General features: G+C 41.7%; 14 protein-coding genes. 6 read left to right on the top strand and 8 right to left on the bottom strand.

The genetic code is table 11. The annotated features are described in order from the left end of the window. Positions 1-70 precede the first annotated feature (70 nt). From V7O66_RS08980 to mdh, 5 genes are all read right to left on the bottom strand, one after another. The gene (locus tag V7O66_RS08980; protein WP_406659969.1) at positions 71-1,204 is read right to left on the bottom strand and encodes a hypothetical protein; all 1,134 of its coding nucleotides are present in this window, start codon (positions 1,202-1,204) and stop codon (positions 71-73) included. Positions 1,205-1,277: 73 nt separating this feature from the next. Beyond that, a complete protein-coding gene (locus V7O66_RS08975) occupies positions 1,278-2,228 on the bottom strand; it encodes a tyrosine--tRNA ligase (protein WP_406659968.1) in 951 nt (316 codons plus the stop codon). Between the two features lie 84 nt (positions 2,229-2,312). Beyond that, positions 2,313-3,035 (bottom strand): tRNA(His) guanylyltransferase Thg1 family protein, encoded by a 723-nt coding sequence (locus tag V7O66_RS08970; protein ID WP_406659967.1) that lies wholly within the window; start codon positions 3,033-3,035, stop codon positions 2,313-2,315. Between the two features lie 7 nt (positions 3,036-3,042). Beyond that, complete coding sequence (locus V7O66_RS08965) at positions 3,043-3,309, bottom strand: PRC-barrel domain-containing protein (protein WP_406662628.1); 267 nt, start codon at positions 3,307-3,309, stop codon at positions 3,043-3,045. 97 nt (positions 3,310-3,406) lie between these two features. Further along, entirely contained in the window at positions 3,407-4,321 is a 915-nt protein-coding gene (mdh, locus tag V7O66_RS08960; RefSeq protein ID WP_406659966.1) for a malate dehydrogenase, read from the bottom strand. Positions 4,322-4,463: 142 nt separating this feature from the next. On the opposite strand from mdh, the gene V7O66_RS08955 reads away from it, so the two are divergent. The 4 genes from V7O66_RS08955 to V7O66_RS08940 all read left to right on the top strand — a co-directional run bounded on the left by V7O66_RS08955 (position 4,464) and on the right by V7O66_RS08940 (position 8,679). Next, positions 4,464-5,219, top strand: a complete 756-nt coding sequence (locus V7O66_RS08955; RefSeq protein WP_406662626.1) for a ribonuclease H-like domain-containing protein — start codon at positions 4,464-4,466, stop codon at positions 5,217-5,219. Beyond that, on the top strand, positions 5,191-7,017 hold the full coding sequence (gene uvrC / locus V7O66_RS08950; RefSeq protein WP_406659965.1) for an excinuclease ABC subunit UvrC: 1,827 nt from the start codon (positions 5,191-5,193) through the stop codon (positions 7,015-7,017). Before V7O66_RS08955 ends, uvrC begins: the two co-directional genes overlap by 29 nt. A gap of 111 nt (positions 7,018-7,128) precedes the next feature. After that, on the top strand, positions 7,129-7,857 hold the full coding sequence (locus V7O66_RS08945) for a glucose-6-phosphate isomerase family protein (RefSeq protein ID WP_406659964.1): 729 nt from the start codon (positions 7,129-7,131) through the stop codon (positions 7,855-7,857). Between the two features lie 69 nt (positions 7,858-7,926). Further along, a complete protein-coding gene (locus V7O66_RS08940; protein ID WP_406659963.1) occupies positions 7,927-8,679 on the top strand; it encodes a DUF128 domain-containing protein in 753 nt (250 codons plus the stop codon). Between the two features lie 25 nt (positions 8,680-8,704). On the opposite strand, the gene V7O66_RS08935 is transcribed toward V7O66_RS08940, so the two are convergent. Both V7O66_RS08935 and V7O66_RS08930 read right to left on the bottom strand, forming a co-directional pair. Then, positions 8,705-10,087 carry a DHHA1 domain-containing protein gene (locus V7O66_RS08935; protein WP_406659962.1) on the bottom strand — a complete coding sequence of 461 codons (1,383 nt, stop codon included), beginning with the start codon at positions 10,085-10,087 and terminating at the stop codon, positions 8,705-8,707. 11 nt (positions 10,088-10,098) lie between these two features. After that, the gene (locus V7O66_RS08930) at positions 10,099-10,599 is read right to left on the bottom strand and encodes a hypothetical protein (protein ID WP_406659961.1); all 501 of its coding nucleotides are present in this window, start codon (positions 10,597-10,599) and stop codon (positions 10,099-10,101) included. Between the two features lie 103 nt (positions 10,600-10,702). On the opposite strand from V7O66_RS08930, the gene V7O66_RS08925 reads away from it, so the two are divergent. Next, entirely contained in the window at positions 10,703-10,882 is a 180-nt protein-coding gene (locus V7O66_RS08925; protein ID WP_406659960.1) for a hypothetical protein, read from the top strand. Positions 10,883-10,984: 102 nt separating this feature from the next. Here the strand turns inward: V7O66_RS08925 and V7O66_RS08920 are convergent, their stop codons facing one another. Continuing rightward, on the bottom strand, positions 10,985-11,383 hold the full coding sequence (locus tag V7O66_RS08920) for a DUF1699 family protein (RefSeq protein WP_406659959.1): 399 nt from the start codon (positions 11,381-11,383) through the stop codon (positions 10,985-10,987). A 490-nt stretch (positions 11,384-11,873) separates the two neighbouring features. Here V7O66_RS08920 and V7O66_RS08915 point away from each other — a divergent pair, with 490 nt between their 5' ends. Continuing rightward, the gene (locus tag V7O66_RS08915; protein WP_406659958.1) at positions 11,874-12,683 is read left to right on the top strand and encodes a hypothetical protein; all 810 of its coding nucleotides are present in this window, start codon (positions 11,874-11,876) and stop codon (positions 12,681-12,683) included. The last annotated feature ends 10 nt before the right edge of the window (positions 12,684-12,693 follow it).

Raw genomic sequence — 12,693 nt, 5'->3', positions numbered from 1 at the left:
TTATCATTACTCTTTGCTTAGTTTATTATTTCAAGAAAAGTAATAAAATATCACTCAGTACATGACCACTTTAGTCAATACCAAGAATACTTGCAAGCTCAAGCCCCTCACTTCCCAGTTCTGCCAGCTGATCAAAGGCTTCCTGCTTGGTGATATATTTCTCGGTTCGGGTTCCGTCAGATGCCTCGATCTTAATGGTTATCTCATTTTTGACATAGCCACGCTCAAGTGATTCTGTGATAATCTCACCGTATTGTTCTGCAATCAGTTTCAGACAATCGAATATCTCGTTGTTGCGTACTGCATCCTTCCCATCAAGTAATATCTGGGTAAGTGTCTGGGATTTGATGAACATCTGCACATACTTGCGAAGTTCTGTCATGAGTGCATCTATGCTTTCCATCTTCACAGATTTTAGCAGTGTCTCATCGGCTGTGATATCCTGTTCTTTGAAGAATATCTGGGAACTGTTGCCGTCATATGTAATCCTGAATTTCTGGTCTTTCTTGCGATTCTCAAAAGATGTATCAATGTGACTGTCACCATCATAATTAATGGTTGTTATGACAAATTCCGAAACATCCAGCATTTTGACCTTATTCTCTTTGTGAAGTATGCCTGCTTTTGTCCATGTGGGCAGGAAAAGATCTCCATATACTTCCTTGATGGTCAGTACGTCATGGGAATATCTAAGGTCGGAAGAATATTCTATTCCTGAAAATGAGGCTTTAAGTGTTCCCTTTAAGACTTCATCTTTCATGGATACATAATATTTCTTCGCAGTGCTATAGATGCCCGTTCGGAAAAGTGGATTCAGGGTGGTAAGAATATCATTCTCTATCTTATAGAGGTCACTTTCTGACTCCTGCTTTGTTTGTTCGAGTTTCTGATTCAGGAGTTTTAATCCTTTCTCAGAGTTCATGATGCAGGTATCAATTACCGAATTGCGACATTCCAGTATCTCTTTGTCTTCAGCATTTCTGGTGATCTCATCCACATAGTTCTGGACATCTTTGCTGAATTTGTCAAGATTGACGATCCTTGCCTCAAGGGATGTGACCTCACCGGACTCTTCATCATGGAGTTCGATGGCACTATTCTCCAGAGGTAGGACATTTCTTGCAATATCTATGAAATCATTGAGATCCTGAATAAAATCCCTTTGCAACGGTAGATTAGTTGAGTCCTGATATGTGTATCTCATCCTTGTCCCTATCCTTAACAAGATATTTCTTTCGTCTCGTTATATATATTTCGATAATTGGGAAGTTGTATAGTTATAATACACTTCTCACAACCTCAAGTATCATGTTCAGATACTTTGTAGCACCGTTCTTAAGATCCATTGGGTGTAGTTCACCTGAAGCAAAGACCTCTTCGAGTTTCTCATAACTGTTGCATACAAGATTGCCGCCGAATTTTTCCGGTCTCTCAAAGACTATCTCTTCATATCTGGGGCAGATGTGGTATTTGAATAGCTCAAGTACAGGGTTGTCCTCTGTTTCTCCGGCAGGGCAGAAAGCCTTCTTCATTTTCTTCTTGAGGTCTGCTTCGGAGTCATCAACTGAAATGTAATTCTCATTGGATGATGACATTTTTTGTCCGTCAAGTCCTAAAAGTATGGGTGTGTGGATGCACAATGGTGCCTTAAAACCAAGTCCTGGAAGTCCTTCCCTTGCCAGCATATGGATCTTCCTCTGGTCGATTCCGCCTACGGCAATATCAACACCAAGCATTGCAATATCTATTGCCTGCATGATGGGATATACCATCTGTGAAACCTTTGGGTCATCCATTTTTCTTCCTACTTCATCCATGCTCCTTCTGGCACGGTTCAGGGAAGTCTTCTGGGTCAGCTGAAGGACCTTGAGCATGTATTCATGTCCGAGCTGGTAATCGGAGCCGTAAACAAAGTTTGTATTTTCCGCATCCAATCCAAGTGCAATGAAACAGCGTTTGTTATAATCAGCGATTTCACGGACCTCTTCAAGGGTTCCCTTCTGGTTCAGATATGCGTGAACATCAGCAAGAAGCACAGTGATCTTGAACCCGGCATTTTGCAGGTCAAGGAGCTTGTTTACAGTAAGAACATGTCCCATGTGGATCTTTCCGCTTGGTTCATAACCTACATATGCTGTAGGGTGCTCTTTTGTTTCCAGAAGCTGTTTTAATTCCTCTTCTGTTACTATTTCCTGTACGTTCCTGGTTATAAGCTCAAGTTTGTCCATGGGTTCACCGTTAGTTAATCGTGTTTTGTATAAACGCATAACTCTTTAAATGCTTTTCTTGCCCATCTGCGGGTTAAACTATCATTAGAGTGTTTTTTTGAGGAAGTCTTCACCCTGCGGAGATTTGAAAAGAGGTATGTCCCAATCCTGCACTACTTTTTTCCTGACACTGACAGTTTCTTCTTCCAGATGGGGATTATATCCTTTTGCGTGGTATTCTTTTCTCATGACCATAATCCCTCTACGTTGCCATTTTGGGACTCTGGATACATTGATACCTCTCTGGAAAAGCAGTTCGTGCATCTCGCTTGCACCTTTGTTCTTCAGAATTGCTGCAGCATCTTTCTCTTCCATACCTTCGGAAAGAAGCGTGTAATAAGCATAGGAATTGATGCAGTTGCGCCATGCTTCATCCTGTCTCCATGCAAGGTATCCGGCAATATCATTATCATTTACGGGGATTACCCTTGAATCAAAGGAGATGGGTTCAGATGGTTTTAGTGTTAGTGTGAGTGCGCTGCTGATGTAGGAGGGTATGACCGAGTCTATCTTCTCGATCCTGCCTTCAAAAGAGATGTCTCTGAACAGGAAACTTATCTCATCGGAAAAGGTGTATGCAAAAACCGGACTCAATCCACTTTTCCTGAAGAAGATTTCAATAGCATCTGCCATTGCAGATGCAAATCTTTTGTCATATGGTTTTTCAAGGCCTATGCGAGATAGTGCATTCTTGAAACTGCGTCCGTCTACGCGCACAATGACAGGCGGTATACAATGCAGATCTGAGTAGATCTCTCGCCTTTTCATAAGTTGATCAGTCTTCAGTCTCTGGCTGTATTTTTTTGAATTTGTTGACAATATTCCTGATAATAACTATATCGCCTGTTGTAATTACCCATCTGTAAGGGATGATAACTCCTTTGCTTGTCACATCAAACAATTCCCTGTTGATGTCGATTATTGCTAGGCCTCTCACTGCTCTCTCATCAACGTCTAACACAATATCTGCAACCTTACCTACGTAGGTAGCGTTGTCTGTGTAAACGTTTTGTCCAAAAAGTGAAGTTATGTCTGCGCGCATAATATCTACTTCCATTTATACTTTACATATATATGAATATTTGTATGTAAATACCAGTGCTTGTTTTCAGTTATACGACGTATTGGCAGGCATGATATCATATTTTTGATATGCTGCTTCTGACTGCTTCAGCTGATCGGTCAAGAGCATCTTTCTGTTCAGCCTTGAGCTCAAGCTCAATTATTTCTTCTACGCCTTTCTTTCCAAGCTTTACAGGTACTCCCAGACAGATATCCCTGTATCCGTATTCTCCATCCAGATACGCGGATGCTGGTACGATTCTCTTTTTATCCAGAAGAACAGACTCGACCATGCTTGCAATGGCTGCAGATGGTGCATAGAATGCGCTTCCGGTTTTCAGGTGCCCTACTATCTCTGCTCCGGCATTGATGGTGCGTTCAACGATCCTGTCAATGTCTTCCCTGTCCATGATCTCAGGTAGTGGCATGCCTGATACTGTGGCGTGGTCTGGCAGCGGTACCATGGAATTCCCATGTCCGCCAAGTACCATTGCGCTGACATCTTTCATGGAGCAGCCAATTTCCTTTGCGATGAATGACTCAAATCTGCTGGAATCGAGTAATCCGCTCATTCCAAAGACCTTTCCTCTTTCAAGGTTGGTGCATTTGGCAGCAGCGTAGGTGATGATATCAAGAGGGTTGGTAACCGTCATTATGATAGAATCAGGTGTATAGTTCTCGATATTGTTGCATACCTGCTGTGTTATCTTAATATTCGTTGCAAGAAGGTCATCCCGGTCCATGCCTGGTTTCCTTGCTATGCCAGCTGTTACCACGACGATATCAGATCCTTCAATATCTGCATAGTCGTTCGTACCAGTTACGTCTACATCGTATCCCATTATCGGGGCTGCCTGGGATATATCCAGTGCCTTACCCTGCGGCATACCTTCTACAATGTCGACCATCGTTACATCTGCAATATCGAGTTCAGCAAGACGCTGAACGGCTGTAGCACCTACATTACCTGCACCAATAACCGAAACTTTCATTCTTTGAACTCCTGCTACCGTAAATACCTGTATTCAACCTGACTTAAGATTGGGTGCAACGTATAAATAATAACCTAATTTAGCCTGTCTGCGGTGAGACGCTATGATTATTATACATTACTCACAACATGTTCAGAAGAACATGCTCACAAGCACATACATTCACATGCCCAAGATTGGTGCAACAGTAGAAAAAAGAATATGGTCAAGCGGTATCAGGACCTGGGATGACTTTCTTGAGAGGAAGGATGAATTGTGTATCCCGCGCTCCAAGATGGAATTGATCCTTCCTGGAATAGAGGACTCCAAAGAACATCTCATGTCCCGTGATTTTGAGTTCTTTGCCCATTCACTCCCCAAAGCGGAACACTGGCGTGCATTTCGGGAGTTCTCAGACAAGGTGGCATATGTGGACATAGAAACCACTGGTCTCTCTCCTGCAAGTTCTCATATAACCGTGATCGGAATCTATGATGGAAAAGACGCAAAGACATATGTTCGGGGTGTTGATCTTGATGATGTTGTAGAGGAATTCGAAAAATATGATTTTCTCGTTACTTTCAACGGAGCAAGGTTCGATCTTCCCTTCATCAAGCGTGAGTTTCCGCAGATAGAGTTCAATCAGCTTCATGCTGACCTTATGTATCCTCTCAGGCGCATATCCTTAACAGGTGGCTTGAAGATGATCGAGGTTGAACTTGGTATTACTCGAAGTGAGGATACTGTGGGTATAAGCGGATTCGATGCAGTTCGCCTGTGGAATCAGTATGAACGGGGTGATCAGGAAGCACTCGAGTTACTGCTTGAGTACAACAGGGAAGATATAGTGAATCTCGAAACCATAATTGATAAAACTCTTCACAAGTTCATTGATAAGAAATTCTCAGAAAGCATTTGACATGGTTCCTGATCTGACAAAAATACCTGATTCTCCGGGTGTCTATCTTATGAAAGATAGTTCCGGGGATATCATATATGTGGGGAAGGCAATTTCCCTTATCAAAAGGGTGCGTCAGTACTTTCAGTCAAAGAAGAACCTGACTCCAAAAACCCGGATCCTTGTATCTCATATAAGCGATATTGAATGCATAGTCACTGATTCCGAGATCAATGCACTCATACTTGAAGCTAACCTGATAAAGAAATATAAGCCACGCTACAATGTGCGGCTTAAAGATGACAAACGCTATCCTTATGTCAAGGTCACGATAAATGAGAAGTTTCCCCGGATATTCATAACTCGCAGAAGGCTGATGGATGGGGCACTCTATTTTGGTCCATATGTTAATTCCACCGCCATACGCAGTACTCTTGATCTGATTTCCCGGATATTCATGCTGCGCAAGTGCAAAAAGTCCATAGCTCCGGGTAAGTCACGCGCGTGTCTCAATTATCACATAAAGCTCTGTGATGCTCCTTGCAAAGGGGGTATCGATGAGGAATATTACCGTTTAAAGGTGATGGAAGCTGTGCGGCTTTTGAAGGGTGACACCGCAGATCTTCTGAAGGAATTGAAGGCAAAGATGTCATCCTTTGCCCAGGATCAGAACTATGAGGCTGCGGCGGAAGTGAGGGATCAGATAGAGGCTGTCAAACAACTTTCGCATCAGCAAGTCGCTACATCAGGCACCGATGATCGTGATATTATCGCGGCGGTATCGGATGGCTCTGCAATATTCCTCCAGATATTCTATGTACGGAACGGAAGCATGGTTGGTAAGGCTGATTTTTCCCTTTCCGGTACTGACAGTTCGACTGATATTGCAGTTGCAATGGCAGAGTTCATCAAGCAATATTATCAGGATTCTCCCATTCCCCCGGAGGTGTTGATACAATACGAAGTTCCGGAAATAGGGTTGATAGTCAGATGGCTCAGCCAGCGCTCAGGTAGAGACGTAAAGCTTCGTGTCCCTCAGATAGGTGAGAAGAAAAAACTCATGGAAATGGCAGCTCGTAATGCGGAAATGGCTATGAAGGTAGCCCGGCTAACTTCTTCCTCCGCCGAGTCTTCCATGCTTGCACTGGAAGAATTGAAAAAAGTGCTTTCGCTGGAAGACACTCCGATGCACATCGAAGCTTTTGATATCTCCAACATATCAGGCACCAATGCCGTGGGTTCCATGGTTTATTTTGAAAATGGGATGCCTGCCAACAGCAAATACCGCCAGCATAATATAAAGACTGTGAAAGGTATTGATGATTTTGCCATGATGGCTGAGGTTGTTGGTCGGAGGTATTCGCGACTCCTCCGGGAAAATGCTCCTCTTCCTGACCTGATCCTTATCGATGGAGGTCCGGGTCAGGTGGGGGCAGCAAAATCCTCTCTGGATGAACTTGGTCTTGACATTCCTATGATAGGTCTGGCAAAACGTTTTGAACATATCATAACGACTAAAAAAGGCCCCGGAGAGGTTATAATACTTCCAAAAACCTCTCCTGCATTAAAGCTCCTCATGCAAATAAGGGATGAAGCGCATCGATTTGCTGTAACTTCCCATCGACGTAGGAGGTCTGCAAAACTGACCCATTCCGAGCTTGATGGGGTCCCTGGCATCGGCCCTGAGAAAAAGAAAAGACTGCTCGAGTCCTTTGGGTCGGTAGAAAAGCTCAGGTCTGCTTCTGTTGAAGAGCTAATGCAGGTAAAGGGCATCAGTATGAAGGTGGCAGAGCGAATCCATGATTATCTGAATGGTTAGTTTTTCGCACACAAATCCTAATATTAAAATAGAATGCCTGCTAACATAGTTCAGGAAGTTTAAAGGGTTTAATGGGATACTTCTCTCATTTAGTTCGTGGGTGAATCTAAAATGAAAAAAGAATTGGATTTTTATGGGGATATAAGAACTCCTGATATCAGGATGCTTCGTGACATGGACCATGTTGTATTTGATCAGAAGTGGTTGGAATCAGTCGAAAATTTCGAGTTATATTACATGTACCGTGACCTTTACAAAAGTGAAGCGGATTCAAATGCCATAAAGGCGCACAATCTTAGATACGATATCACAATAATTCCTCCTGCAATGCTTGGCAAGGAGTTTATTAAAACAGCCGGACATTATCATCCTCATGTTCCAGGCACTGATATTTCTTACACAGAAGTGTATCAGGTGCTTGAAGGTGAGGCTACTTATATTCTTCAGAAAGAGGAACACGGTAAGATAACTGATGTTATGGTCTACAAGGTTAAGAAAGGAGGTTTTGTCGTTATCCCTCCTAATTACGGGCATATGACCATTAATGCTTCTAATGAAACACTTAAGATGGCGAACTGGGTTTGCAGGGACTTCTCATCCATATATGATGAAATAAGGAATATGTCCGGTGGGGCATATTATCTGCTTGAAGAAGGCTTTGTTCCGAATCCTGAATATGTCGATGCTCCAGAGATACGTTTCATGGAATCTCAGGATGATTCGGAACTGGGGCTTTTCGATGGCTCGGACATGTATGATCTTGTGAATGATCTGGATAAGCTCAAATTTCTAACCCGTCCCCAGGATTATCTTCATATCTTCGAGAAGATAATTGCCTGAATTGAAGTAACATTTTTATTGTGCAAACATATAACTGGGTGCAATTAGAAAAACGGAAGAGGTATATCGTTGAATAATAATGACCGCATCCAGTTTACTTCATCTAAGATCGATGACCTGATGTTCAGGACCACATTTGATCCCAAGTCCATGGAAGGGGACGTGATAGTAAATCTTTCACTCATAGATAGTCAGGACTTTGATGATGTTTTTAAGATATTCAAGATGGCCATTAACAGTGGTCTTTCTGTAAGTCCTTTGCTAAAGGTTTTGCATGAAGGGGATTCCATGGGTGGAATGACCATTGAAAAAGGAAAGGTTGGATTTGCAACATTGTGCAGTATCTCCATAGACGGTATCCTCTTAAAGGCCGGGGTGATGATAAAACCAAGATTTGGGGGCCTTGTGGAAATAAAGGATGGTGCTCCAAAGCGTTTTACCAATGTTCTGACCTATTCGAGTACAACTATAGATCCTCTTGAAGTACTGATGTCCCAGGAACTTACTTCAGTGATGAAAATGCTCAAGACCGGTTCAGGTAAGATACTGGCAAATCTGAGGGAAGCTCCTCTGGTTGCCAGGGATGTCATTGATAGTACACTTTCTGATATGGTGGATGCAGGTCTCACGGGTATTCTGGAAGTAGGCGAGCCCAACACAAGGATACTCGATGTTCCTGTGGAGCGAGATCATCTTGGAATAGTGGTCATAGGTGGTACGAACCCCATGGCTGTCGTCCAGGAGTATGGTATTCCTATAAGGACCAATGCCATGTCCACACTGGTGAACATCAATGAACTAGTTCATATCAATGATATCTAAAAAAGTTCACAACTCTTGTATGATATCATGACGGTTTTTTGATCTGTGTGGCTATTATAGCATTGAGCTTCTCAATGAATATTTCTTTTTTACCGGCTGGCACCGTGGCTCCGGCTGCGATGTCATGACCGCCGCCTGCTCCTCCAATTTCCTGGCATACTTTGCTGATGGCATCTGAAAGATTAAGGCCTCTGTTAACTAGCTCCTGTGTCCCTCTTGCTGATACCTTGTACCCATCATCGCTGTTAGCAAATGCGATTATTGGCAAGTAGCGATTATTGGATGAATGGCTCATGCCTGCTACGATCCCTACAATAGTTTCAGGTATCTTGCTACCAGCATCGAAATATTGCAGGTGGGATAGCTGGGTGACTCCATTCTCCTTGACGAAATTCAGGCCATCCACAAGATTCTTTCTGTGGGTGGCGAGCAAATTCTTTGCTTCCTCATATGCATCCCCCCTGTCGCCCATACAGACTGCCATGCCTATTTCGGCTCTCATGTACCTTCCGGTAGCATTCAGAAGGGTCGAGTATTCGCTGGCATCTCTCATTTCAGTTCCTTCTGTTTCCTGGAGTAGTATGTATGATTCTCCGATAAGTCGACTGATGTTATATGAGGAAAGTCCATTCTGCATTGAATACTGCAACAGAGATGAACTGATATTCGTTTTTTCTTCATCCGTGAGGTCGATCCACCTGCGCCATTTTTCATCATTGGCATACTTGAGCCCCATATTCTGAAGAAATGTAATGCAAGCATTCTCATTGCCTGTGAGTCCTGGTAGATAGGGGTCGGATGAATATTGTAGCATCTTATAAACAGGTCTTGTTTGTTTGCCAAATAATGAGATGTCTGTTTTCGGGATTATGGCGGTGGGATTATTCTCAAGGATCTCTCTGTTCAGGCTTACTATCTTTCCATATTTCCTGTACTGCATATCTCCTATGCATCCTGTGATGGCAAGATCTGCAAGGTCTCTATTGTTGCCAAGCTGGTTGGCAAGTATGAATGTAGTTCCTGAACCGCTTATCTCAAAGGAGCCATTTGCCCCGAATAGATGGGAATTTAAGTGCAGGTCTATTTCTCCCTGTGGTCGGTGATGATCTGAAACGATTGCATTCAATCCATAATTGTTGATGTGCTCAATTTGTCCACTGCCAAGGTCTGTGAAAATAGTAAGTTCAGGATTTCGATCTGCCAGTTCTTTGATGATATTCTCATCAAGCTGTTTTACAAATTGCATGTCATATTCGATACCTGCTCTTTGCAGGGATTTTGCAATAATGGCTCCCGATGTTATGCCGTCTGCATCGATATGTGACACAAGCTGGACTTCTCTATATCTTTTGATCTCTTCAGCACATTTGCGGGCTTGCTGTAACATTTTATCCATGACGTCAGACATAATAGTTCCTCTTATACGATCATCCTTGAACCTTTTTTCCATCCTTCTGGATCGATATGGTATTTACTTCCATTCCTTTCTATTCGGGGAAACTCCCGAATATGGTCAATGGTGATCTTGTTAGTATCAGCATCGTTGTATTTCTCGTAAAGCGTGGTCCAGGGGACTATATAGGCTTCCCTTGAGTGCCCTACTCCCATTTTCAGCTCGACTGCAAGAAATCCTGTTCTCCCTGACCGAAGCAGAAAATCTGATATTCTTTCTATCTGATGCGATCCTTTCTTATCGACCGTGAAGTGTTGTGTAAAGTATAATGCTTTTGCACCCTTATCCACAGAGATGCTCTTACATTCGATCCCCATATAGTAATCCGGGTCAAGCGAGTCTACAAGTACATCCAGAAATTGTGGTGTGAATCTGTGCTGCTTCAGGCGGTGTGCTATTCCTTTGATGCCTGTTTCTCCAAAGTATTCGTTGAATGACTGGACCAGTACTCTTTCAAACTCTGTCATATATAACCACGTTTTCAAAATTGTATTATTTTGATATTATTAAAATTAGTTATTTATCTAGCCTGCGTTAGATTGATGTACTTAATGTTTTAATTAACCTAGTATGAACAAGAGAACATTCGAAGTTGTATCTTCAGTAGGTTCAGTGATTTTGTTGACCGCTCTCTTTATTGCAGTACACCAGTTCATGCAGGAAAGTCAGGCATACGGTTTTATTACATCAATTGCTGTTTTTGTCATCGTGCTCTCGGCTGTAGGTATGAAGATGGCAAATATTGAATAATGCAAAATAGCGGCAGTTAAATCCTGGTTAATATAGCTGGGATATCTGCTCAGCTTCAAAAAACTTTAAAAAAAGGAATAAAGCCCCAAGATATCGAGGCTATTAATTCTGAGTGACAAGGAACTTGACAAAGTCAGGGCTGAGTCTTGTTTCTCTTATCATCTTCTCTTCGATATCTTCCTCTGAAAGTCCGTCTGCCCTATATTGGTTTATACGGTCATAGACGCTCTGTGAAACTTCAGAGTATTCGTTAATGTCTTTTCTGTGTCCCCATACATCGCCTTCGAGGAGTTCGATTCCCTGCATTTCAAGGTACATCTTGGCTGAATTTGAGATGGTTCTCTTGTATGAGCTTGGGATGTGGAGTGCTTTCACACTTGGGCATTTCATTACAAGGGAAAATATGTCAGTATTTGAAGGTCTGAATGCAAGGTGGACTATTTCTTCATTTGGGCCGAGGGTGTTAATCTCTTCTTTTGAACTTACAACTCTAATTTTCATTTTTCGTCTCCTGAGAATTTAAGTTAAAAATATATTATTTTGCGGGTGCGTAAATAATAATTTATTATGTGCTAAAAAGATTGTATATACAAAGTCTTATTTAAAGTTAATCTGACTGTGCTTATATTTATAAATTAAATTAGTTTAATGGTATAATTAATTAAATTTTTTAAATTGTCGGGTTTGCTCTAAAATCGTGATGCTTAGAGTCATGTCTAAAAAGTTTGTAAATATAAAAACGTTTCCATCAATTTACAATTTAAGTATTTTTCACATTGCACAATAGCACAGTTTATCCGTTGCGCACAATTTTAAAGGATTAGCTGGAAAGAAGTTTATTAGATCCCATGATTTTGTATCTGCAATTGTATACAGAGAATCTAATCTGTAGCTCTCTACAAAGTTATAATGTAAGTGATAATAATAACGAATGTGCATAATGTTACACTGTATATCTATTTATAAAAAAATGAACATTTAATGATTTACTATGCTATCATCATTTTCAAACATAAGGATGAAAACAGACACAAAGGTCATCTATTTGCTATTTGGCATAGTATTGACATATTTCTCAAGCTATTTTCCGGACATTGCAAATGTTATCGGGCTGGAGGGTACAAGGATAAGCTCTCTGGTGGCATTCGGGTCGCTTAACGGTATGCTTTTTGGTCCTCTGTGGGGTAGTGTCGTTTCAGGCAGTGGTATGTTCCTGCACGAACTTAACAATCCCGGATATATAAGCAAGGATTCCTTCAGGATGCTTTCACCGTTCTTTATCATAATATGTTCAGCAGTTTCAGGATTTGTTGTTAATAGAAATTACAAGGCAGCTGCAGGTATATTTATTGCTCTGATCTCAGTCTGGTACCTATTTGATACTGGTAGGGCAGCATATTTATTCCCATGGTTCCATCTCCTTGTTCTGGCATCTTTCCTGCTCATCAATAAGTTCAGCCTGTCATTCATTGGTACAAAGGCTTATGTCTTCGTATCTTTGTTCTATGCTGGACTAATGGGCGTACTTTCCGACCATCTTGCAGGCAGTATTGCCTACACCTATATCTATGACTTGCCAGCAAAGGTATTCAATTCAGTACTTTTCATCTATCCGCTTGAGCGTGTTATACTGGCTTTGGTTGCAGCATTGATTGCCTTCTTCTTTTTCTCAGTGCTCAGAGATATAATACTTTCATCTGGCAATGTTGAAGCTGAAATTAATACAAAGAAAAAACAGAATCTTGCAGATTATCTGAACAATGATGTTCATGATATTCTAAATGAAGAAAAGTCTAATTAAGTTTGAATTT

Source organism: Methanolobus sp. ZRKC3, from assembly GCF_045291275.1.
Classification (GTDB): domain Archaea; phylum Halobacteriota; class Methanosarcinia; order Methanosarcinales; family Methanosarcinaceae; genus Methanolobus.
This window is presented reverse-complemented; position numbering and strand designations above follow the sequence as displayed.